Raw genomic sequence first — 26,486 nt, 5'->3', positions numbered from 1 at the left:
ACAAGGACGCGCCGGGCAAGACCTACAGCAAGTGGGGCGGATTCGTCGACGGCGTCGACGAGTTCGACTCCCTGTTCTTCCGCATATCGCCGCCCGAGGCGAAGCTGATGGACCCGCAGGAGCGGCTGTTCCTGCAGTGCGCCTACGAGACCGTCGAGGACGCGGGCTACACCCCCGAGCGGCTGAACACCCCGCCCGGCGGCGGAGAGCGGGCGCGCGTCGGCGTCTACGTCGGAGTGATGTACGAGGAGTACCAGCTGTACGGCGCGCAGGAGCAGGTCCTGGGCAACCCCGTGGCGCTGTCCGGCAATCCGTCGGCCGTCGCCAACCGGGTGTCGTACTTCTTCGACTTCCACGGCCCGAGCATGAGTGTCGACACGATGTGCTCGTCGTCGTTCACCGCCATCCACCTCGCGTGCCAGGGCATCGAGTCCGGCGCGTGCGACGTCGCGATCGCGGGAGGGGTGAACCTGTCGGTCCACCCCAACAAGTACCTGATGCTCGGGCAGGGCAAGTTCGTGTCGAGCAAGGGCCGGTGCGAGAGCTTCGGCGAGGGCGGCGACGGCTACGTCCCCGGTGAGGGCGTCGGCGCGGTCCTGCTCAAGCCGCTGCACCTGGCGGTGCGCGACGGGGACCGCGTCCACGGCGTCATCAAGGGCATCGCGGTCAACCACGGGGGCCGGACGAACGGGTACTCCGTGCCCAGCCCGCAGGCGCAGGCCCGGTCCGTCTCCGACGCCTGGCGGCAGGCGGGCGTCGACCCGCGCACGCTGAGCTGCATCGAGGCGCACGGCACCGGCACCTCGCTCGGCGACCCCGTCGAGATCGCCGGGCTCACGCGGGCGTTCCGGGAGCACACCCAGGACAACCAGTTCTGCGCGATCGGTTCGGTGAAGAGCAACATCGGCCACGCGGAGAGCGCCGCGGGCATCTCCGGGCTCACCAAGGTGCTGCTCCAGATGAAGCACGGGCAGCTGGCGCCCTCGCTCCACTCGGCGGAGCTGAACCCGCACATCGACTTCGCGAACAGCCCCTTCTCCGTGCAGCAGACGCTCGCCGAGTGGAAGCGGCCCGCGCTGGTCGTCGACGGGGAGGAACGGGAGTTCCCCCGCATCGCGGGAATCTCGTCGTTCGGCGCGGGCGGTTCCAACGCGCACCTGGTCGTCGAGGAGTACCGGGCCGAGCCGCCCGCCGCCCCCGCCCACGAGGGGCCCGTCGCGGTCGTGCTCTCCGCGCGCAGCGCCGAGCGGCTGCGGGCGAAGGCCGCCGACCTGGCCGACTGGATCGAGGCGCGCGGGCTGTCCGCCGCCGACCTGCCCTCGCTCGCCCACACCTCGCAGACCGGCCGCGAGGCCATGCGGGAGCGGCTCGGCATCGTCACGGACTCCGTGGCCGAACTGACCTCCCGGCTGCGGGACTTCGTCGCGGGGACGGAGGATGGCATCGCGCGCGGCCGGGCGGTCCAGGGCGCCGAGAGCCGCGTCGACGCCGTCGACGCCGGACCCTTTGGCGGTCCCACCGAGCTGGTGGACCTGTGGGTGCGGGGCGCCGCCGTCGACTGGTCCGTGCTGTACGCCGCCGGGACGCCGCCGCGCATCGCCCTGCCGACGTACCCGTTCGCCAGGGAGCGCCACTGGATCGACACCTCCGCCACCACCCGGGCCCTGCGGCAGGACGCCTCCGGGGCCCACGTGTTCGAGGAGTACTGGGAGCCCGCGCCCGCTCCGGTGCGCCAGGACGCCGGACCGAGGACCCTGGTGTTCCTGTGCTCCGGCCCGGCGAACCAGGCGGAGCTGGAACGGGCCGCCGGTGAGACCGACCCCGGGGCGACGCTCGTCTTCGTCTCACGGACCCCGGCGACCGACGACGCCGCGCGGCGCCGCTGGGCGGTGGACGCGGGGGAGCGGGCCGACTGGATCCGCGTCTTCACCGAGATCCGCCAGCGGTTCGGTGCCGTGGACGGCGTACTGAACCTCTGGCCGGTCGAGGAGGGGGCGGGGCCGCGCTCCTACACGGACACCGTTCACCTGCTCCAGGCCGTCGCGACGGTGGAGACGGGCGTCCGGTACGTCCTGCAGGCGGGAGAGTTCCGCGACGGGGCGGAGCGCGCCTACGCCGAGTCCTGGCTGGGCTTCGAACGCTCCCTCGGACAGGTCCTGCCCGGCGTGCGGTTCGCCGCGGTGCTCGACGACACCGCCGGCACGAGCGCCCGGACGCCCATGGCCGACTGGTTCGCGCGCCTGAGCGCCGGACTCGCCGAGCCCGTGAGCACCCTGTACCGCGACGGGACGCGCCATGTGAGCCGGGTCCGCCCGGTCGCCGCGGGCGCCGGGAACGCCCTGCTGAAGCAGGGCGGAACCTACCTGATCACCGGTGGCCTGGGGGCGCTCGGGCTGCTGTTCGCCGAGCACCTCGCCGGCACCCGCTCGGCACGGCTGGTGCTGACCGGCCGCTCGCCCCTCGACGAGGACCGGGCGCGGCGGATCGCCCGGCTCGAGTCGCTGGGCGGCGAGGTCCACTACGCGCAGGCGGACGTCGCCGACCGGCGGGCCATGCGGGAGGTCGTCCGCGCGGCGCACGAGCGCTTCGGCGGGATCGACGGTGTCATCCACGCCGCGGGGACCCCCGGCACGGGCAGCGTGCTCACCGGTGAGGCCCGCGCCTTCCCGGGCCTGCTGGCCGCCAAGGTGGACGGCACGCTCGTGCTCGACGAGGTCCTCGCGGACGAGCCCCTCGACTTCGTCTGCTACTTCTCGTCGTCCTCCGCGCAGCTCGGCGACTTCGGCGGCTGCGACTACGCTGTCGGCAACCGCTTCCAGACGCTGTACGCCTGCCACCGCGACGAACTGGTCCGCCGGGGCGCGCGCTCGGGCGCGACCGTCGCCGTCAACTGGCCGCTGTGGCGCGACGGCGAGATGGGTTTCGACGACACGCGGGCCACCGAGTTGTACCTCACCTCCAGCGGCCAGCGCCTGCTGGAGAACACCGAAGGTATCAGGCTCTTCGAACGGCTCATCGGCCAGGGCGTGCCGCAGGCGCTCGTCATGACGGGCGAACCGCAGCGGCTGCGCCGCTTGCTCGGGATCGACGAAGGGACCACGGAAGCGGCTGAAGCGGCTGGAACCGCTGCGCCCACTGCGCCCCCCGCGCCCCCCGCGCAGGCCGAGACGCCGGTCCAGGAGCACCTCGCCGCCCGCGTCCTGTCCGACCTGGAAACACTGATCGTCGAGACCGTCCGGGTGCCGCGCGACCAGATCCACGCCGACGAGAACCTCGCCCAGCTCGGATTCGACTCGATCACCCTGGTACGGCTCGCGAACGCGATGACCACGCACTTCGGCGTCGACATCGTCCCCTCGGTGTTCTTCTCCCACCCCACCCCGGAGATGCTGGCGGTGCACTTGGTGTCCGAACACCCGGACCGACTCGGCGACCGCTACCCGGCGGAGTCCACGGCCGAGGCTGCACCGACCGCCGCCGAGGCCCCGGCAGCTGTTCCCGCGCAGGCCGCGGCCACGGCCGCGCCGGGCCCGGAGTCCGTGCCCGAGCCCATCGCCGTCATCGCCATGACCGGCCGCTTCCCGGCCGCCCGCACGGTGGAGGAGTTCTGGCGGATCCTCACGGACGGGCGCGATGTCCTGTCGGCCGTCCCCGACGACCGGCGCGCCGACTGGAGCGACCCGCAGGCCCCGGATCCCGCGACGGCCCGCGTCGGCTTCGTCCCCGGGATCGGCGAGTTCGACCCGTCCTTCTTCGAGATATCGCCGCGCGAGGCGCGCGCCATGGACCCGCGCCAGCGCCTGCTGCTCCAGGAGGCGTGGCACGTCCTGGAAGCCGCGGGCTACGGCGAGCGGAAGCTGCGCGACGAGCGCATCGGCATGTTCGTCGGCGCTGAGCAGGGCGACTATCTGCACCTGGGCGGCGGTGAAGGCACCCTGACGGGGCACCACGAGGCGATCCTGGCCTCCCGGTTGGGCTATCTGCTCGACTTCACGGGACCCGTGCTCGCCGTCAACACCGCCTGCTCGTCGGGCCTGGTCGCGGCCCACCAGGCGTGCGCCAGCCTGCGCAACGGCGAGTGCGACGCCGCCGTCGTCGCCGGGGTCAACCTGGCTGCGTCCTCCCGGGTGTTCGCCGAGACGAGCAAGGCGGGCATGCTCTCCCCGAGCGGTGCCTGCTACGCGTTCGACCGGCGCGCGGACGGCATGGTGCTGGGCGAGGCCATCACCGTCGTGATGCTCAAGCGCCTGTCGCAGGCAGAGGCCGACGGCGACGACGTCCTCGCCGTGATCCGCGGCAGCGGCATCAACTACGACGGCCGTACGAACGGCATCACCGCCCCCAACGGTGCCGCGCAGGCGCGCCTGTACCGCGCCGTCCACGAGCGGCACGGCATCGAACCCGCGCACATCGGCCACGTCGTCGCCCACGGCACCGGCACCCGCCTCGGCGACCCGGTCGAGGTCAACGCGCTCAACGAAGTGTTCTCCGAGCACACGGACAGGACCGGGTTCTGCGCGCTCACCTCGACCAAGCCCAACGTCGGGCACACGCTGGCCGCCTCCGGCATCGTCAGCCTGATCGCGCTCGTGCAGTCGGTGCGCCACGGCGTCATCCCGCCGAGCGTGCACTGCGAGCAGGACAGCGACTACATCGCCTGGCAGCGGAGCCCCTTCTACGTCAACAAGACCCTGAGGGCGTGGCCGGAGAACCCGGCCGGGACGCGGCTCGGCGCCGTCAACTCGTTCGGCATGAGCGGCACCAACGTCCACATGATCGTGGAGAGTCACCGGGGCCGTACACGCCCGGCGCGGCCCGCCGAGGCACCCGCGCGGCTGCTGGCCCTGTCCGCGAAGACCGCGGGGGCGCTGCGCGACCGCATCCGCGACCTGGCCGAGGCCCTGCGGAGCGCGGACCGTGACGCCGTCTCCCTCACGGACGTGAGCCACACCCTGCTGGAGCGCAGGCAGCACTTCGAGCACCGCTGCGCGATCGTCGTCGGCGACCTCGACGAGGCCGTCACCGCCCTGGGCGCCGCCGAGCGCGGCGAGCGGCACGCGGGGGTCCGTTCCGGCGAGGTCCCGGGCGACCGCAGGGACCGGCCGCGTGACGCGGAGAGCGAGGCGCTGTTCGCGCGGCTCGCCGACGTGGGCACCACCGGGCACCACGATGTGCTCCTGGAGCTCGCTGACCTGTACTGCCGGGGCGCTTCCCCCGACTGGCGGGCACTGTTCACGGGCGACGACCCGCAACTGGTGGCCGTCCCCGGCTACCCCTTCTCGCGCAAGGTGTACTGGGTGAACCGGGAGAACCCCGCAGTGACACGACCATGGCCCGACAAGCCCGTTGAGGACGTTGCAGCCGCTCAGGCCGCCGAGGGGCCTTCGGGCCCCGTCGCCGGACGCCGCCGGATCACGCTGCGCAACCCGGCCGAGGCGCCGGCCGCGTCGCTGCCGACGGCCGCCAAGCCGAGGAACGTCCGGCTGACCGCCCTGGGGGCGCGGCCCGCCGCCCCCGTCGCTCAGGTGGCTCCGGCCGATCCGGTTCCGCCGCCCGCCGCCCCGGTGGCGGCGCCCGCGCCCGCCACCGTGCCGGCGGTCGCGGTGAAGGCCGTGGGCGAGCTGCGGCAGGAGCTGCGGAGCGGCCTCGCCGACGTCCTGCAGATGCCGGAGGGCGACATCGACCCCGGCCGCAACTTCATGGACCTGGGCCTGGACTCCATCCTCGGGGTGGAGTGGGTCAAGGCCATCAACAAGAAGTACGGGACCAGCCTCGCCGCCACGAACCTCTACGACCATCCGTCGGTGCGTGAACTCGCGGACTTCGTCCGGGGCCGACTGGCCGCGCCCACCCCCGTGAAGGCCCCACCCGTGGCGACGCCGCCCGCTCCGGCCGCCCAGCCCGTCGAGGCCCCCGCGCCCGTCGCGGCTCCCGCGCCCGCCCGTCCCCGGGTCTCGAGGACCGTACTGCTGGAGGGCGTCCGCGACAGCCTCTCCGACGTGCTGTTCCTCGCCGCCGAAGACATCGCCGCCGACAGCAACTTCGTCGAACTCGGCATGGACTCCATCGTCGGCGTGGAGTGGGTGAAGGTCCTCAACAAGAACTACGGGACGTCGCTCGCGGCCACCCAGCTGTACGACCACCCCACGGTGCGCAAGCTCACCGATTTTCTGCTGACGCTGGTGGAGTCGGCCCCCGTTCCCGAGCCGGTCGCACCGGTCGCACCGGTTGCGGCCCCCGAGCCGGTCCGGGCCGCCCGGCCCGTCGCGGCCCCCGACCCCGTCGCGCGCATCGCGCCTGTGGCGGGCACCGCACCCGCGGCGAACGCTCCCGTGGCACCCGCACCCGCACCCGCACCCGCACCCGCATCCGCATCCGCCGCCCGCGACGCCGACAAGGTGGCCGTCGTGGGGATGTCCGGGCGCTACCCCGAAGCGGCGGACCTCAACGCCTACTGGGACAACCTGCGCGGCGGACGCGACTGCGTGACCGAGGTCCCACCGTCGCGCTGGGACGTCTCGCGGTACTACGACCCCAGGCCCGGCCAGGAGGGCAAGACGTACTCCAAGTGGCTCGGTTACCTCGCGGACGCCGACCACTTCGACCCGCTCTTCTTCAACATCTCCCCGCTGGAGGCCGAGGGGATCGACCCGCAGCACCGGCTGTTCCTCCAGGAGGCGTACCGTGCGTTCGAGGACGCCGGACACGACCCGCAGTCCCTCGCCTCCCAGAAATGCGGCGTCTACCTGGGCATCAGCGGCAGCGAGTACAGCTTCCTGGTGTTCGGGGGCGCGGGGACGACCGCGTCCGCGACGAGCAGCAGCAACGCCATCGCCGCCTCGCGCATCGCCTACCACCTCAACCTCAAGGGCCCGGCCGTCGCCGTCGACACGGCCTGCTCGTCCTCGCTGGTCGCACTGCACCTCGCCCGGCAGGCGCTGCTGAGCGGCGAGATCGACATGGCACTCGTCGGCGGCGTCTCGCTCTACCTGCTCCCCGACACCTATGTCGGCATGTGCCAGGCCGGGATGCTCTCCCCGGAGGGGCGGTGCAAGACGTTCGACAACAGCGCCGACGGGTTCGTCCCCGGCGAGGGCGTCGGCGCCCTGGTGCTCAAGCGCCTCAGTGACGCCGAGGCCGACCGCGACCACGTCCACGGCGTCGTCGCCGCGTCCGGCATCAACCAGGACGGCAGGACGAACGGGATCACCGCGCCGAGCGTCGCCAGCCAGATGGAACTCGTCCGCACGGTCTACGACCGCCACGGCATCGACCCCGCGACCATCGGCTACGTCGAGATGCACGGTACGGGCACGAAGCTGGGCGACCCGATCGAACTCTCCGCGCTGGGCGCCGTGTACGGCGAGTCGGGGGTCCCCGCGCGGTCGTGCGCCATCGGAGCGGTGAAGAGCAACATCGGGCACACGTCCGAGGCAGCCGGCGTCGCGGGTGTGCACAAGGTGCTGCTGAGCATGCGCCACGGCACGCTGGCGCCGTCCCTCAACTTCGCGTCCCCCAACGAGCACTTCGACTTCGAGAACTCGCCCTTCCGCGTCGTCACGGTCCCCGAGCCGTGGGAGACGCCGTCCGACGGCCGCCCGCGGCGCGCCGCCGTCAGCTCGTTCGGGTTCAGCGGGACCAACGCGCACGTCGTGCTGGAGGAGTACCGCGCCGGGACGGACGGCGCCCCGGCCGGAGCCGAACCCGTGGTCGTCGCCCTGTCCGCCAGGACCGGGGAACAGCTGGACGACCTGGCCGGGAACCTGCTCGCCTTCGTCAACGACGAGCCCCGGCCCGACCTGGCGCGCATGGCGTACACCCTCCAGGTGGGCCGGGAGGCCATGGAGGAGCGGCTGGCGTTCGTGGCCGGTTCCCTCTCGGAGGTCGTACGCGGGCTCAGCGCGCACCTGGACCGGGTGGACGAAGGCGCGCCCGTGCGCGGCCGGGTGACGCCGGACCTACTGGCCCGCCAGGAGGACGACGAGCGGCAGCAGGAGCTCGTACGGACGTGGACCGGGGCCAAGGACTTGCGGCGGCTCGCGCAGGCGTGGACGGAGGGCTGCGCCATCGACTGGGCCGCGCTCCACACCGGCCCCGCACCCCTTCGCCTGCCGTTGCCGACGTACCCCTTCGCCGAGGAGCGGTACTGGGTCGAGCCCGAGCCGCGTACGACGGGCGCGTCGGCCGGCGTGCTGCACCCGCTGCTGCACCGCAACACGTCCGGGTTCGCGGCCCAGCGCTACACCTCGACGTTCACCGGCGACGAGGACTTCCTCACCGGCCACCGCGTGCGGGGCGAGAAGGTCCTGCCGGGCGCGGCCCACCTGGAACTGGCGCTGGCCGCGGTGGCCGACGCCTCGGGAACGCCGCCCACCGGGCTGGCGCTGACCGGTGTGGTCTGGGCCCGCCCCTTCCAAGTGGGCGACGGCCCGCGCGACCTGCACGTCAGCCTGCGCCGCGACGACGCGCTGACCACGCACTTCGAGGTCCTCGCGACGGCGTCGGACACCGCGGGCGACGCGGCCCTGGCCGTCCACGGTGAAGGCTCGGTCGTCCCGCTCGCGGACGGTGCCGCCGATCGCGCGGACCACATCGACATCGCCCGGCTCCGCGACGAGTGCGGCGCCCGCGAGCTGGATGCCGAGCAGGTCTACACCGCGTTCGGGGCCGCGGGCATCGAGTACGGGGACTCGTTCCGCTGTGTCGAACGGGTCCTCGTCGGCGAGGGCCAGGCGCTGGCCCGCCTCGTACTGCCCGCCGCCGCGCGGCCGGAGCGGGACGGCTACCTGCTGCACCCGGGACTCACGGACGCGGCCCTGCAGGCCGCCCTGGGAGTGCTGTGGAACACCGCTGACGCCTCGCGCCCCCTGCTGCCGTTCGCCGTGGAGCGCGTCGAGGTGCTCGGCGCCCTGGAGGACACCATGTGGGTCTGGGTCCGCGAGGGTGCGGACGGGGCGTCCGACGGCTCCGTACGCCGCCTGGACCTCGACCTGTGCGACGACACGGGCCGCGTGCGCGTCCGCATGAAGGGCTTCTCCGTACGGGCCGCCGCCGACGGCGCCCCCCCCCCCCCCCCCCCGCCCCCCGCCCGCCCCCCGCGGGGCGGGGCCGCGGAGGGGGCGCCCGCCGCGGCCCGGGGGGCCGCGGCCGCGGCGGGCGGGGGCGGCGCGCCGGATGACGCGGGCATCCTGCTGTTCCCGCGCTGGCAGCGGCACGAGCTGCCGAAGCCCGCGCGGGGCACGGGCGGACCGCAGCACGCGCTGGTCTGCGCGGAGGAGGGGGCGCTCGCGGACGCCTTGGCCTCGGACCCGACGTGCGAGGTGCTGGTCCTGACCTCGCCGGCGGCCACGGCCGACGGCCGCTACGCCGACTACGCGCTGCAGGTCTTCGAGAAGACGAAGGCGATCCTGCGCGACACCCCGCGTGCCGAGACGCTCGTGCAAGTCGTGGTGCGGGACAGGCCACAGGCCGCGGCCCTGTCCGGCCTGGGCGCGCTCGTGTGGAGCGCGCGCCAGGAGAACCCGGGAATCCTCGGCCAGGTCGTCGCCGTGGACGACTACGACGACGTGGCCGCCCTGCGGGCGCGCCTCGCGGCCGAGCGGCTGCGCCCCGAGGACGCGACCGTCCGCTACCGGGGCGGACGGCGCGAAGTGGTCGTGTGGGACGAGGACCGCGCGGCCGACAGGCCCCGTTCCCCGTGGCGCACCGGCGGCGTCTACGTGATCACCGGCGGCCTCGGCGGCCTCGGGCGCATCTTCGCCGAAGAGATCGCCGGACAGGTCGACGGCGTGACCCTCGTACTGACCGGCCGCTCCCCGGAGTCCGAGCGGTCGCGCCGGTTCCTCGCGGAGCTGCGCGAAGCGGGCGCGCGGGTCTCGTACACACGGCTCGACGTCACCGACAGGGCCGGTGTCGACGCCCTGGTCGCCGACACCCTGCGCGAGGCGGGCCGCATCGACGGCGTCATCCACAGCGCCGGGGTGCGGGAGGACAACTTCATCCTCAAGAAGTCGGGCGAGGAATTCGCCCGCGTACTGCCGCCCAAGGTGACCGGCACGGTCAACCTCGACGAGGCGACCCGGGACGTGGACCTCGACTTCTTCGTGATGTTCTCCTCCGGCGCCGCCGTCACCGGCAACATGGGCCAGGCCGACTACGCGACGGCGAACGCCTTCATGGACGCCTACGCCGAGTACCGGCAGCGCCTGGTGGCCCGCGGCGAGCGCCGCGGCCGCACCCTTTCGATCAACTGGTCGCTGTGGGCCGAGGGCGGCATGCGCCCCGACGCCGTCAGCGAGGAAATTCTCCGCGAGCGCTTCGGCATCACCCCGCTGCGCCGCGAGGCGGGGCTCGAAGCCTTCGCGCGATGCCTGCGGACGAGCCACCACCAGGTGCTCGTCGTCGCGGGTGACGTGGCGGCCTTCCGAAGCGCCCTCAAGGCACAGCACCCGAGCGAGGACATACGACCCATGAGCGCCGAGAGCAGGACGGCAACACCGACGCCGCAGGAGAACGACCTGGCACCGGCGGCGGTCAACTACGTCAAGTCGCTGCTCGCGACGGCCCTCAAGGTGCCGTGGCAGCGCATCGACGCCGACCTCCCGATGGAGCGCTACGGCATCGACTCGGTGATGGCGCTGACCATGACCGCGAGGCTGGAGGAGGTCTTCGGACGCCTGCCCAAGACGCTCTTCTTCGAGTACCAGAACATCACCGCCCTGGCCGGGTACTTCCTCGCCGCGCACGAGACCCGCCTGCGCGAGCTGCTGGGGGCCGAAGCCGCCACGGCCGTGGCCGGGACGCCGGTGTCAGGGCCCGCGCCCCGGGCGGCCCTCACCGCGGCGCCCGCGGCGTTCACAGCGCCCGCTCAGGGAGTCGCTTCCGCGGCCGCCCCCGCGGCGGCCGTGCCGCCCGCGGCCGACATCGCGATCATCGGTCTCGGCGGGCGCTACCCGCAGGCCCGCAACCTGCGCGAGTTCTGGCGCAACCTGTCCGACGGCAGGGACAGCATCGTCGAGATCCCCAGCGACCGCTGGGACCACAGCCTCTACCACGACACGGACCCCTCGCAGCCCGGCAAGACGTACTGCAAGTGGGGCGGGTTCCTCGACGACATCGACCGGTTCGACCCCCAGTTCTTCAACATCTCGCCCCGCGAGGCCGAGGTGGTCGACCCCCAGGAGCGGCTGTTCCTGGAGTGCGTCTACGAGACACTGCAGGACGCCGGGTACACGCGGCAGGCCCTGCGCGAGTACCGCTCGAACGGCGTCGACGGCAACGTCGGCCTGTTCGTGGGCGTGATGCACGACGAGTACCAGCTCTACGGCGTCGGCGGGCAGGGCGTCGAGAGCCCCCAGGTGATACCGGGCAACTCGGCCTCGATCGCCAACCGCGTCTCGTACTTCTGCGACTGGCACGGGCCGAGCGTCACGGTCAAGACGATGTGCTCCTCGTCGCTGACGGCATTGCACCTGGCGTGCCAGAGCCTGCGGGTCGGTGACTGCGAGGTGGCGGTCGCGGGCGGGGTCAACCTGTCGCTGCACCCCGCCAAGTACCTGCTGCTCGGGCAGACCGGGTTCGCGTCCAGCCGGGGCATGTGCGAGAGCTTCGGCAGCGGCGGCGACGGCTACGTGCCGAGCGAGGGCGTGGGTGCCGTGTTGCTCAAGCCGCTCGACCGGGCCATCGCCGACGACGACCGGATCTACGGCGTCATCAAGTCCACCGCCGTCAACCACGGCGGCAGGACCAACGGCTACACGGTCCCCAACCCCAACGCCCAGGCCGCCACGATCGCGTCCGCCCTGGACAGGGCCGGCGTCGACGCCCGTACGGTCAGCTACGTCGAGGCGCACGGCACCGGCACCGAACTCGGTGACCCCATCGAGATCGCGGGCCTGACCAAGGCGTTCTCCCGGGACACCGACGACCGCCAGTTCTGCGCGATCGGCTCGGTGAAGAGCAACATCGGGCACTGCGAGAGCGCGGCGGGAATCTCCGCGCTGACCAAGGTCCTGCTCCAGCTCCAGCACCGCAAGCTGGTGCCTTCGCTCCACGCCGAGGTCCTCAACCCGCACATCGACTTCGCCGAGACGCCCTTCCGGGTGCAGCGCGAGGCGGCCGAGTGGAAGCGACCGACGGTCACCACGGCCGACGGCCGGGTGCGGGAGTACCCCCGCATCGCGGGCATCTCCTCGTTCGGCGCCGGCGGCTCGAACGCGCACGTTATCGTCTCGGAGCACGCACCGGCCGAGACGGCCGCCCCGAAGCCGGCGGCCGACCCGCTGTCGTCCGTCGTGGTCGTGTCCGCGCGGACCGCCGAACAGCTGCGGGAGTCCGCCCAGCGGCTGCTCGACTGGGCGGAGGAGGAGCGGATCACCGAGGCCGACCTGCCCGACATCACGTACACGCTCCAGGTGGGGCGCGAGCACATGGACGAGCGGCTGGCGTTCGTCGCCGGGTCCGTGGCGGAGTTCGTCGCCGGGCTCCGCGCCCACCTCGAGAACGGCGAGGCCGCCGGGCCGTCCGGGCTGTACCGGGGCAAGGCCCAGCGCTCGACGACCGCCGTGTCGTCGCTGTTCGACGACGAGGACATGGCCGGTGTCGTCGACGCCTGGCTGCGCAAGCGCAAGCTCGACAAGCTCCTGGAGCTGTGGGTCAACGGGCTGAGCCTGGACTGGCGCGCCTGCTACGCGACTGTGCCGCGCCGCGTCGCGCTGCCGACGTACCCCTTCGCGCGCAAGCGGTCCTGGATTCCGGGGAGCGCCCGTCAGGAGAGCGCGACGGACGTCCCGGCGCGTACTGCGGCGAAGCCCGGCGCCGCGCCGAAGCCCGGCGGGGAGCAGAAGGCCGCCCCGGCGGCGAAGCTCGCCCCGGTGGTGCCGGAAGCGCCGAAGGCGAGGGCGGTCGAGCCCGCCCGTACCACGGTGCAGTCCGGTACCGGCGTGACGTCGAAGCCGCGGGGCATCGGCCTCGCACCGCTCGGCGGCGCCGCGCAGGCGCCCACGCGGAGTTCCGTGCCGTCCGGGGCCCTCACCGTCCACGAGAGGGCCGCCGAACCCGCCCCGGCCCCGGTCCGGGCTCCGGCGGTGGCCCCGGTCGCGGGCCCGGACGAGGAGACCCTCACCGCCGAGCTGACCGCGCTCCTCGCCGAGGCCCTGTACCTGGCCGAGGACGAGATCGACCCGGAAGCGAACTTCACCGACCTGGGGCTCGACTCGATCGTCGGCGTGGAGTGGATCAAGGCGATCAACAAGCGGTACGGGCTGGGGCTGGCGGCCACCAGGCTCTACGACACGCCCACCGTCACCGGTCTCGCCGCCCACCTCAAGTCCCTGCTGCCCACGGCCCAGGAGCGTCCGCGGGCGCAGACAGAGCCGCGGGCGCAGGCCGAGCCGCGGGCGCAGGCCGAGCCGCGGGCGCAGGCCGAGCCGCAGGTCCGTGAGGAGCCGGTCGCGGTCGTCACCGAGACCGTTGTCGCGGCCGGTCCCGTCCTCGACGAGGACCAGGTGCGGGCCGAACTCCTGACCAGCCTCGCCGAAGCCCTGTACCTGTCCGAGGACGAGCTGGAACTGGACCGCAACTTCACCGAATTCGGACTCGACTCGATCGTCGGCGTGGAGTGGATCAAGGCGATCAACAAGCGGTACGGCATCGCCCTGCAGGCCACCAAGCTCTACGACCACCCGTCCGTCCTGGAACTCGCCGCCCGTGTGGTCGAGGAGGTCGCGAAGGCGGGCGGAGCCGGGCAGCCGCACAAGGTGACGGCCCCCGCCGCCGCGCCCGCTCAGGCTCCGGTTCCCGTTCCCGCCCCGGCCCCCGTACGAGAGCCGGTGGTTGAGCCGGAGCCCGTTCCCGTTCCCGTTCCCGCTCCGGCCCCCGCCCCGGAGCGGATCCGGTCCGCCGCCCCCGCCGACGCGATCGCCGTCGTCGGCATGGCGGGCAAGTACCCGCTCGCCGACGACCTGGACGACTACTGGGACAACCTGGCGAACGGGCGCGACTGCGTCCGGGAGATCCCGGCGTCCCGGTGGGATGTCGACAAGTACTACGACCCGCGGCCGAACCAGCCCGGCAAGGTCTACTGCAAGTGGATGGGGCTGCTCGACGACGTCGACGTCTTCGACCCGCTGTTCTTCGGCATCCCGCCGGCCGAGGCCGAGGCGATGGACCCGCAGCAGCGGCTGTTCCTCCAGGAGGCGTACCACGCGTTCGAGGACGCGGGGTACGACGTCCAGGGGCTGAGCGGCCAGAAGTGCGGCGTCTACCTGGGCATCATGAGTAACGAGTACAGCGCGCTCGTACGGGAGCACGGCGGCGACGCCGGCTCGGCAACCAGCAACAGCAACGCCATCACGGCCGCGCGCATCGCCTACATCCTCAATCTCCGGGGCCCGGCGATCGCCCTCGACACCGCCTGCTCGTCCTCGCTGGTCGGCACCCACCTCGCGACCCAGGCGCTGCGCAGCGGCGAGATCGACATGGCGCTGGTCGGCGGGGTCACCCTCTACCTGACTGCGGAGTCCTACATCAGCATGTGCGGTGCGGGCATGCTGGCGCCGGACGGCAGGTGCAAGACCTTCGACAACGCCGCCGACGGGTTCGTGCCCGGCGAGGGCGTGGGCGCGCTCGTCCTCAAGCGGCTCGCGGACGCCGAGCGCGACGGGGACACCATCCACGGCGTCATCAGCGGCTCCGGCATCAACCAGGACGGGCGGACCAACGGCATCACCGCGCCGAACGCCGCCAGCCAGCGGGAGCTCCAGCAGGACGTGTACGAGCGGTACGGCGTGGACCCCGGCTCCATCGGCTACGTCGAGATGCACGGCACGGGCACCAAGCTCGGCGACCCGATCGAACTGGAGGCACTGGCCTCCGTGTACCGCGAGAAGACGGAGAGGGTCGGCTACTGCGCGATCGGTTCGGTCAAGAGCAATGTGGGCCACACGTCGGCCGCCGCGGGCGTGGCCGCCGTCCAGAAGACGCTGCTCTGCATGAAGAACAAGCAGCTGGTGCCGACGCTGCACTTCGACACCCCCAACGAGCACTTCGACTTCGAGAACTCGCCGTTCTACGTGAACACCGAGCTGGTGCCGTGGAAGGTGGGCGCCGGTGAGACCCGTCGCGCGGCCGTCAGCTCCTTCGGCTTCAGCGGCACGAACGCCCATCTGGTGCTGGAGGAGTACGACTCCGGGGACGAGGGCACCGAGCCGGTGGCGAGTGCCGGGACGTCGGTCTTCGTCCTGTCGGCGCAGGGCGAGGAGCAGCTCGGGGCCGTCGCCGAGCGGATCAGGGACCACGTCGCGGCGCACCCGTCCGTGGCCCTGCGGAACCTGGCGTACTCGCTCCAGACGGGGCGGGAGGCGATGACGTGGCGGCTGGCCTTCGCCGCCGCGACGCGCGGGGAGTTCGTGGAGAAGGTGACGCGGTACCTCGCGGGCGGCCCGGCCGACGGGCTGTTCACCGGACGGGTCAGAGTCCGCAGGGGCAAGGCCGCGTCCGCGGGGCAGGAGCCGGTCGTCCCCGCGGGCAGCGCCCTGACCACCGAGCATGCCGAGGAGCTGGCGGACCGCTGGGTCCGGGGCGCCGCGGTCGACTGGACACTGCTCTACCCGCAGGGCAAGCCGCGCCGCGTACCGCTGCCCGCCTACCCCTTCGCGCGTGAGCGCTACTGGCTCGGACCGCCCTCGGCGGCCCCCGCTGAGGCCCCCGCCGCGGCTGCGCCCGTGGCCGACGCCCGGGCCACGGCACGGCCCGTGGCCGGCGACCCGAATCCGGGAACGAACGTGCTGCTCAAGCCCGTCTGGGACGCGGTGCCCCGCCCCGAGCCGGTGAACACGGCCGGACCCGGCGGCCGGGTCGTCGTGATCGGCGGGACCGGACAGTGGGAGCGGATCAGCGCGGTCCTGCCCGCCGCCGAGCGGTTCCCGGTCAGCGCCGCCGACACCGTGGAGACGCTCGCCGAGCGGCTCCTGGCACTGGACGGACCGGTCGACCACCTCATCTGGGCCCCCGCCCCGGCCGAGGCCGCGGCAGGCGCCGACGACGCGCTGGTCGAGGCGCAGGAGGGCGGCCTGTACGCCTGCTTCCGCACGCTCAAGGCACTGCTGCGCACGGGCCACGGCAAGCGCCCGCTGGAGGTGACCCTCCTGACGGAGCGCAGCCAGCGGGTGCGGCGGGGTGAGCACGTGGACCCGACCCACTCCGGCGTGCACGGCCTGCTGGGCTCCGTGGCGAAGGAGTACCCCGGCTGGAACGTCCGCCTGGTCGACCTGGGCGGTGGCGGTGACCTGCCGCTGGCCGAGGCCCTGGCCCTGCCCCAGGCCGAGCGTGGCAGCGTCTGGGCGCACCGCAGGAACCGCTGGTACCTGCAGGCACTCGTACCGCTGCAGGGAGCGTCCCAGGAGTCTCCGGACCGTCCGGTGTACCGCCAGGGAGGCACCTACGTCGTGATCGGCGGCGCGGGCGGTATCGGCGAGGCGTGGACGGAACACCTGATCCGCGCCCACGGCGCCCACGTCGTGTGGATCGGCAGGCGGGAGGAGGACGCCGAGATCCGCGAAAAGCTGCGGAGGCTGGCGGGGTTCGGCCCCGCGCCCGGCTACGTGCGGGCCGACGCGGCCGACCGGCAGTCGCTGCAGCGCGCCTACGAGCAGATCAAGCGGAGCCACCCGGTCGTCAACGGGGTGGTCCACTCCGCGATCGTCCTGCTGGACCAGAGCATCGAGCGGATGGACGAGGAGCGCTTCCGCGCCGCCGTCACGGCCAAGGTCGACGTCAGCGTGCGGATGGCGCAGGTGTTCGGGGGCGAGCCGCTGGACTTTATGCTGTTCTTCTCCTCCATGAACTCGTTCATGAAGGCGCCCGGTCAGTCCAACTACGTGGCTGGTTCGGTCTTCGAGGACGCATTTGCCCAATACCTGGCGGGGACGACTTCGCTCCCCACGAAGATCATCAACTGGGGTTACTGGGGTGGTGTCGGCGTCGTCGCCACCCCCGAGCACCAAGAGCGCATGACCAGGGCGGGAGCGGGCTCCATCACGCCCGCTGACGGCATGTCGGCTCTCGACGTTCTTCTCGCCGGAGCATTCGGCCAACTCGGCTTGGTCAAGGACATGGGGGGTAACGCGTAGATGTGGGGCATAATCCGCAAGGAGACCATCGCCACGGCCCGGACGGGCGTCCCGGTGCAACTGGACCGGCTGTGCCGGGACATCGCGGCCGGCACGGAAGTCCCCCTCGCCGCGGTTCCCGGTGACGCGGACGCGGCCGTCGACGAGGACCTGCTCGGCAGGCTCCTGCTCGACCAGCTGCGCACCGCCGGGCTGTTCGCGGGCGACGACGGTCCCTCGACGGACGAGGCGATCGCCGGGCTGCCCGTCGGCGACGAGCTGCGCCGCTGGGCCGCCGAGTCGGTGCGGCAGCTGCGGATACGCGGCCATCTCCAGGCAGAGCCGGCCACCTTGCGGCCGGGCGGCGCGGACAGCGGCCGTGACCCGTGGGCGGAGTGGGCGGAACGGAGCGCCCGCTGGGCCGCCGACGCCGACCTGCGCGCGCAGGTCGTCCTCCTCGACACCACGCTCAGGGCACTGCCCCGCATCCTCACGGGCGCCGTCCCGGCCACCGATGTCCTGTTCCCCCGCTCCTCGTTGGAGCTGGTCGAGGGGATCTACAAGGGCAACGCCGTCACCGACCTCTTCAACGGAGTGCTGGCCGACACGGCCGCCGCGGTCGCGCGCGCCATCGTGGGGAGCGACCCCGGGGCCCGTATCAGAATCCTGGAGATCGGCGCAGGCACGGGCGGCGGCAGCCAGAAGGTCTTCCAGCGGCTGGAGCCGCTCGCGTCCCACGTGGAGACCTACTGCTACACCGACCTGTCGCGGTCGTTCCTCATGCACGCCGAGCAGGAGTACGGACCGAAGTACCCCTACCTGGACTACCGGCTGCTCGACGTCGAGAAGCCGCTGGCGGCCCAGGGCGTCGAATTCGGCAGCTTCGACCTCGTGCTGGCCACGAACGTCCTGCACGCCACGAGGGACATCCGCAGGACGCTGCGCAACGCCAAGGCGGCGCTCAAGGAGAACGGCGTCCTGCTCGCCAATGAGATATCGGCGAACTCCCTCTTCACCCACCTGACGTTCGGACTGCTGACGGGGTGGTGGCTGTACGAGGACGCCGAGCTGCGCATCCCCGGCTGCCCTGGCCTGTCCCCCGAGTCCTGGGCGGAGGTGCTGGAGGACGAGGGCTTCGACGCCGTGTCGTTCCCGGCGGAAGGCCTGCACGGCATGGGGTACCAGATCGTCGCCGCGCAGAGCGACGGCGTGATCCGGCAGGAGACTGAGCAGACCGCCGCGGCCCGGCGGGACGAACGGAGCCCGCAGGCCGTCGCGGCGGAACGGCCCGCGCGCCGCGCCCCGGTCACCGGCGCCGGCCCCGGGCACGGGGCGGCGGTCCCCGACGGCGCGCTGGAGCAGCACGTCAGCGACATCGTCTTCGACCAGCTCGCCCAGGCCCTCAAGGTCGACAGGGCCCGGATCGACGCCGACGACGCCTTCATGGACTACGGCGTCGACTCCATCATCGGCGTACGGCTCATCCACGAGATCAACGAGCGGCTCGGCGTCGACCTGGCCACCACCGACCTGTTCGACCACCCCTCGGTCCGGCAGCTGACGGCGTACGTACTCGACGAGCACCGGGAGCGGGCCGCCGCCTCCCTGCCACTCGCGCCGACGGCCGTCGCCGCCGGGCCCGAGCAGCCCCCGGCGGAGCCCGCACCGCCCGACACCGACCCGCTCGGCGCGGATTCCGTCCGCACGGCTCCGGACGACGCCGTGCCCGCGGGCGCCGCGCGGCCGTCCGCCCCGGGCCGCGAACCGATCGCGATCGTCGGCATGAGCGGCAGGTACGGCGGCTCACCGGGCGTCGACGAGCTGTGGGAGCACCTGGTGCGCGGGGACAACCTCGTAGAGGAGGTCACCCGCTGGCACCTGTCCGACCCGCCCCCGGGCGCCCCCGGGTGCAGGCACGGCAGCTTCGTCGACGACCACGACCGGTTCGACCCGGCCTTCTTCAACCTCTCCGGCGTCGAGGCCACCTACATGGACCCCCAGCAGCGGGTGTTCCTCGAAGAGGCGTGGAAGGCGCTGGAGGACGCGGGTTACGCCGGGAACGCCGCCCGCGGCAAGCGCTGCGGCGTGTACGTCGGCTGCCAGGAGAGCGGGTACACCGCGCTCTTCGGCGACGAGGCCCCGGCACCGGCCATGTGGGGCAACGCGCTCTCCGCGCTGCCCGCGCGCATCTCGTACCACCTCGACCTGCAGGGCCCCGCGGTCGCCGTCGACACCGCGTGCTCCAGCTCGCTGGTCGCCATCCACCTGGCCTGCCAGGGCCTTTGGGGCGGCGAGACCGAGATGGCGCTGGCGGGCGGCGTCTCCATCCAGTGCACCCCGCAGTTCTACCTGCTCGCGGGCCGGGCCGGGATGCTCTCCCCGACCGGCCGCTGCCACACCTTCGACGACCGCGCCGACGGGTTCGTGCCGGGCGAGGGAGCCGGGGTGGTCGTCCTCAAGAGGCTTGCCGACGCCCTCGTGGACGGGGACCACATCCACGGCGTCATCAGCGGATCCGGGATCAACCAGGACGGCGCGTCCAACGGCATCACCGCGCCGAGCGCCAAGTCCCAGGAGCGCCTGGAGACGTCCGTCTACGACGCGTTCGGGATCGACCCCGACGGCATCCAGCTGGTCGAGGCGCACGGCACGGGCACCAAGCTCGGCGACCCCATCGAGTACCACGCGCTGAAGCGGGCCTTCGGCCGCTACACCGACCGGCGGGAGTTCTGCGCGCTGGGTTCGGTCAAGTCCAACCTCGGGCACACCACCACCGCAGCCGGCGTCGCAGGGGTCATCAAGATCCTGCTCTCGCTGCGGCACCGGCGCATCCCGCCGTCGATCAACTTCGAAGTGGGCAACTCCCACATCGACTTCACCGACAGCCCCTTCTACGTCAACACCGAGGACCGCCCCTGGGAGCCGGGCGCGGACGGCAAGCGCCGCGCCGCCGTCAGCTCGTTCGGCGTCAGCGGCACCAACGCCCACATGGTGATCGAGGAGGCACCGCAGCGCGCCCGGCACGCGAGCGCCCACCCGGCGCACCTCGTCACGCTGTCGGCGGACAGCGCGGAGCAACTGCGCGAGCAGGCCGAACGGTTGGCCGCGCACTGCGCCGCCAACCCCGGGCTCGACCCGGGCGGCGTGAGCTTCACCCTGCTGCTCGGGCGCAGGCACCTGACGCACCGCCTGGCCTGCGTGGCGCGCGACCAGGACGACGTCGTGAGCGCGCTGCGCCAGTGGCTGGCCACAGGGTCGAGCCCGCAGGTGCACGTCGGCGGGCCCGCCGAGCGCGGACAGGGCGAGCGGGCCTCCCTGAAGAGCTACGGCAACGACTGCGTACGCCGCTCCGTCTCGGCCACCGACGCCGGGGCCCGTACCGAGCTGCTGTCGACGGTCGCCGACCTCTACGCGCAGGGGTACGACCTCGACTACGCCGGGCTGTTCGCCGAGCGGCGGCCCGTGCGCGTGCCGCTGCCGACCTACCCGTTCGCACGCGACCGCTACTGGGTGCCCGAAGCGCCGCGCCCGGCGGCGGGGCCGGCACCCTCGGCACCGCACCCGCTGCTGCACGTCAACGCCTCGACGCTGCGCGCGCAGCGCTACGAAACCACGTTCACCGGCGGCGAGTACTTCCTCACCGACCACGTGGTGAAGGGGCAGAAGGTCCTGCCGGGCGTCGCCTGCCTGGAGATGGCCAGGGCGGCCGCCGAACTGGCCGAGCCAAACCGCGATCCGGCGGGGCTGACGCTGCGCAACGTCGTGTGGGCGCGCCCCGTGACGGTCGGTGGGAGCCCGGTGACGCTCGCCACGGCGCTCACCCCCGGCAGCCGGGACGAGATCGACTTCGCGATCACCGGCGCGGACGGTGCGGTACACAGCCAGGGCCAGGTGGTCCACGGGCCCGGCAGCACCCCGTCCGTGCTCGACGTCGAGCGGATCAGGGCCGCGTGCGACCGCGCCGAACTCGACGCCGGACAGCTGTACCCGCTGTACGAGCGCATCGGCTTCGAGTACGGCCCCGCGCACCGCGGTGTCGAGCGCCTGCACATCGGCCACGACGAGGTCCTGGTGCGGCTCGCGCAGCCCGGCTCGGTGCGCGACACCCTGGACGCGTTCGTGCTGCACCCCAGCCTGCTCGACTCGACGCTCCAGGGCTCCCTGGGCATGGGGGCGGCGTCCGCGCCGGAAACCGCCCTGGAGGTCGCGGGGATGAAGCCGTCGCTGCCGTTCGCCCTGGACGAGCTGGAGATCCTCGGCCCGTGCACGGAGGACATGTGGGCGTGGATCCGCTACAGCCCCGGCACGGCGAAGGACGGCAAGGTCTTCAAGCTGGACATCGACCTCTGCGACGAGCGGGGCTCGGTGCGGGCCCGGGTGAAGGGCATCTCCTACCGTGTCCTGGACGAGCAGCCCGGCGACACGTGCGTCACCTTCCTGCCCGTGTGGGAGAGGACGGTGCGGGCCGCCGCCGAGGCGTGGCCCGCGCGGCACGTCGTGCTGCTGTGCGACATGCCCGAGCTGGCCGACGCGTTCGCGGCCCGGCACCCGTCCGCCGACGTACTGCGCCTGACCTCGGCCGTGCCCGGGACGGCCGAGCGCTTCACCGAGTACGCCGTCGCGGCGCTGGAGCACGTCCGGCAGATCATGCCGGGCTCGGCGCGGCAGGACGTACTGGTACAGCTCGTCGTTCCCGAAGACGGTGACCGGGCACTGGCGCTCGGCCTGCTCGGACTGCTGAAGTCCGCGCGGGCCGAGGACCCCGCCCTGCGGGTGCGGGCCGTGCTCGTCGACGCGGGCGACAGCGCCGAGCACCTGGTCACCCAGGTGACCGAGGCCGCCCGGCGGGCCGAAGGCGACTGCGTACGCTTCCGGGGCGGCGGGGCCGAGGTGCTGACCTGGGCCGAGCACACGGCGCCGGCGGAGCGGCGGGTCCCGTGGAAGAACGGCGGCGTCTACCTGGTCACGGGCGGGCTCGGCGGCATCGGCACGCTCGTCGCCGCCGACATGGCCGCCGAGGTCGGCGACGTCACCGTCGTCCTGGCGGGCCGCTCACCGCTGGGTCTCGAGCAGGAGGCGCTCATCGCGCGGTGGCGCGGGCAGGGTGCGGACGTGCGCCACGCCCGCGTCGACGTCGGTGACGCCGCGGCGGTCAGGGCCCTGGTCGACGGGATCGTCCGGGACCACGGCGCCCTGCACGGCGTCGTCCACGGCGCCGGTGTCGTCAGGGACAACTTCCTCGGGCGCAAGACGCCGCAGGAGTGCCGCGAGGTGCTCGCGCCGAAGGTGGCGGGCGTGGTGAACCTGGACGAGGCCACCAAGGACCTGCCGCTGGACTTCTTCGTCACGTTCGCCGCTGCCGCCGGGGTGTTCGGCAACACCGGGCAGGCCGACTACGCCGCCGCCAACGCCTTCCTGGACGCCTACGCGCACCACAGGCGCGGCCTCGTGGAGCAGGGCCTGCGGTCCGGCGCCAGCGTGTCCGTCGACTGGCCCCTGTGGGCCGACGGCGGGATGCGTGTAGACGAGCGCACCGAGTCGGTGATGCTCGAGCGCCTCGGCATGGCGCCGATGCGGGCCGAGACGGGCATCCAGGCGCTCTACGCGGCCCTCGACGCGGCGCACACCCAGGTCCTGGTGATCGCGGGCGACGCCACGAGGATCAGGCGTACGGTGCTCCGCGAGGAACCGCGGCCGGGACGGTCCCCGGCCCTCCCGGCGGCGGACCGTCCGCGCGCCGCCACCGACCGCGCCGCCACCGACCGCGCCGCCACCGACCGCGCCGCCACCGGCACCGGGGCCGCCCACGCCAAGGTCGTCGGCCATCTGCGCACCGTCATCTCGGAGGCCGTCCAGGTCCCGGCGCACCGCCTCGACCCGGCCGCGCCCTTCGAGCGGTACGGCATCGACTCGGTGCTGGCGCTGACCATCACCGACCGGCTGGAAGCCGACTTCGGCTCGCTGTCCAAGACGCTGCTGTTCGAGCACCAGTGCGTCGACGACCTCGCCCGGTACTTCCTCGGCACCCACGCGGACGCGCTGGAGCCGGTCCTGGGCATCGGCGCCGCAGCGGAGCATCCGGTCGCCGCACCGCCCGCGCGGTCGCACGCCGCGCCCGAGCCCTCCGTACGGGCGGCCGAGACCTCCGTACGCCAGGCTGAGCTCCCCCTACGACCGGCCGAACCCCACGGACCCCGCGAAGAGGAAGCGATCGCGGTCGTCGGACTCGCGGGCCGCTACCCCGGGGCCGCGGACCTGGACGAGCTGTGGGAGAACCTGGTCACCGCCCGCGACTGCGTCACCCAGGTGCCCGCGGACCGCTGGGACCACGAACAGGTCACCGGCGAGCCGGGCGAAGCCCTCCCGTGGGGCGGCTTCCTCGACTCCGTCGCCGACTTCGACGCACTGCTGTTCAACGTCGCGCCCAGCGAGGCAGCGATCATGGACCCGCAGACCCGGATGTTCCTCGAATGCGTGTGGACCCTGCTGGAGAACTCCGGATACACCCGGGAGAGGCTGCGGGCCAGGCACGGCGGCCGGGTCGGCGTCTACGTCGGCACCATGTACCAGCAGTACCAACTGCTGCCGTCCGACGCCGTCCACGAGTCCATCACGTCGGTGGTGTCCGCCGGCGCCGTCGCGAACCGGGTCTCGCACTTCTTCGACCTGCGCGGGCCGAGCATGGCGGTCGACACCACGTGCTCCTCGTCGCTGGTGGCCATCCACATGGCGTGCGAGGAACTGCGCCGTGGCGGCAGCGAACTCATGGTCGTCGGCGGCGTCAACCTCTCGCTCCACTCCAAGAAGTACCGAGGGCTGCGCATGACGGGGCTGATGGGCAGCAGCCCGGACAGCAGGGCCTTCCTCGACGGCGACGGGTTCGTCCCGGCGGAGGGCGTCGGCGCGGTCCTGCTCAAGCCCCTGTCCCGGGCCGTCAGCGACGGTGACGAGGTCCTGGCGGTGATCAGGTCCAGCGCGGTCAACCACAAGGGCCGTACGAACGGCCCCATGGTGCCCAGCGTCGAGCAGCAGGAAGAGCTGGTGGAGGAGAACCTGCGCAGGGCAGGGGTCCACCCGCGCACCGTCAGCTACGTCGAGGCGTCCGCCAACGGCTCGCAGCTTGGCGACGCCATCGAGTTCGCGGCCCTCAGGAACGTCTTCGGCCGGTACACGCCCGACGAGGGGTTCTGCGCCCTGGGCACCGTCAAGTCCACGATCGGCAACCTCGAAGCCGCGTCGGGCGTCGCCCAGCTCAGCAAGGTCGCCCTGCAGATGCGGCACGGCAGGATCACCCCGCCGCTGCTGCGCGGCGGGCTCAACCCGGGACTCCGGCTCGACGGGACCGCGTTCTACCTGCCGGAGCAGGCCACGCGGTGGGACCGGCCCGTGGCCGAGATCGACGGAGTACGACGGGAGTACCCGAGGCGCGCGACCATCAGCGCCTTCGGGGCGGGCGGTTCCAACGCCCACCTGGTCGTCGAGGAGTACCTCCCCGCGGCCGACGGGCGGGAGCCCGCCGCCGCCGCGCGTGAGCCGCGGGTCGTGGTCCTCTCGGCCCGCACCGCGGACCGGCTGCGGGCCCACGCCCGCCGGGTGCTGGACTTCGTGCGGACGCAGGCCGAGGTGTCCGTCACCGATCTCGCGTACACGCTCCAGCGCGGACGGGAGGCCATGGAGCACCGGCTGGCCCTGGTCGCCGAGGACGTGAAGCAACTCGTCGGCGCCCTCGAGCACTTCCTGGGGGACGAGGCGGCGGACACGGCGCCGGTTCCGCTCTTCACCGGTGACACCAGGCGCGACGGTGCGGACATCGGCGCGCTGCTGACCGGGTCGGCGGGTGAGGCGCTCGTCCAGCAGCTCCTCGCCGAGAACCGGCCGCAGGACGTCGCACTGTTCTGGGCGCGGGGAGGCGCGGTGCCCTGGGACCGCGTCCAGGGTGCGGGCCGGTTGCTCCCGGCGCTGCCCACCTACCCCTTCGACCGGCAGCGGCACTGGCTCAATCCCGGCCCGGCGGCGGACGGGACGGCGACCGCGGCGCCGCGCCCGGAGGCCCGGGAACCGGTAGGGGGAGCGGACACCCCGCGATCGGCGCCGCGCCCCGCACCGGACGGCATCCCGGCCGTCGTCGCGGGACTGCTCGGCCTGCCCATGGCGGACCTCGACCTCGACACGCCGTTGGAGGACCTCGGCTTCAGCTCCGTCCTGGCCACCCAACTGCTCCAGCGGATCCAGCGGTTCGCCCCCGAGGCGGGCCTGCGGGAGCTGGCCGACTGCCGGACGACACGGGACCTGGTGCGCCGGTTCGGGGCCGCGACCCGGCCGGACCCGGCGGCGCCCGGGGAGGCTTCGGGCGAACTGACGGCGACCGAACCGGCGGAGCTGCCGGAGGTCGTGCACCTCAACGGCAGCAGCCGGGGCAGGCCGGTCTTCTGGTTCCACGGCGGTCTCGGCGGCGTCGAGGCGTACGGCGCCGTCGCCGACAGCATCGAGCGGCCCTTCTACGGCATCCAGGCCAAGGGCTGGATGACCGACAGCGAGCCGCTGACGGGCATTCTCGCGATGGCGGCCCACTACGCCGCCATCATCCGGGCCGTCCAGCCGGAGGGCCCGTACGACCTGGGCGGATACTCGCTCGGCGGCATGCTGGCCTACGAGGTCGCGCGGCAGTTGCAGGAAGCGGGCCGTGCCGTCGAGACGATCACCATGCTCGACACGATGTACGCCGACGAGGTCAAGGCCAGGACCATGTCGCGCAAGGACATGGTGCTCCAGCAGGTGAACGCGCTGCTGCAGGCCGGAGCCAGGCCCACGGGCCCCGACGCGCCCCCGGCGTTCATCGCGGGCTATGAGGTGGACCTGAGCCGCGACGCCGACGAGCTGCTGGACGAACTGCTGCCGCTCGCCCGGCAGCGGGGACTCGTCGGCGGGACGGCGGCGGTGCGCGAGCGCATCGAGCAGAACATCCGCGTCCTGGAGGCGTACCGGGTACTGGAGTACGAAGTGGCGCCGCTGCCCCGACCCGACTCCGTGACCTGCTTCTACTTCCGTAACGGCAGCGGTCTCTTCTACGGAGACCTGGAACCGGTGCTGTCGACCCAGGACGACGGCAAGGCGTTGGACCACGTCGTGTACTGGGGCGAATGGGAGCGGCGCATCCCCGACTTCCACCGCACCGACGTCGACTCGTCGAACCACTTCGTGATGCTCAGCGACGAGGCTTCGCTGTCCGTCATCCGCGCCTTCTGCAAGGTGTTCTACTCCAGCGGCCGGGAGAAGACCCGGATCACCAACGCCAAGAAGTGGGTGGGCCGTCGCGCCAAGCGGCCGGCCCCGGACGCGGTGAACACGCACGCACACCGCCATGGTGGCAAGAAGTAA

The 26,486-nt window shown here is 73.0% G+C and carries 2 protein-coding genes (1 of these 2 only partly in view); both read left to right on the top strand.

Going from position 1 to position 26,486, the window contains the following annotated elements; translation table 11 throughout:
* A protein-coding gene (locus tag ORI94_RS11195; RefSeq protein WP_266074325.1) for an SDR family NAD(P)-dependent oxidoreductase crosses the window boundary here: on the top strand, positions 1-17,129 show its 3' portion. It extends 649 nt beyond the left edge of the window; 17,129 of the gene's 17,778 nt are visible here — the last part of the coding sequence; its start codon lies beyond the left edge, outside the window; it ends in the stop codon at positions 17,127-17,129.
* Complete coding sequence (locus tag ORI94_RS11190; RefSeq protein ID WP_266074324.1) at positions 17,130-26,486, top strand: SDR family NAD(P)-dependent oxidoreductase; 9,357 nt, start codon at positions 17,130-17,132, stop codon at positions 26,484-26,486.

The sequence above is a fragment of the Streptomyces sp. NEAU-W12 genome, assembly GCF_026242095.1.
Taxonomy (GTDB): Bacteria; Actinomycetota; Actinomycetes; order Streptomycetales; family Streptomycetaceae; genus Streptomyces.
The sequence above is the reverse complement of the archived record's forward strand: the minus strand, read 5'-3'. Positions and strand labels throughout refer to the sequence as shown.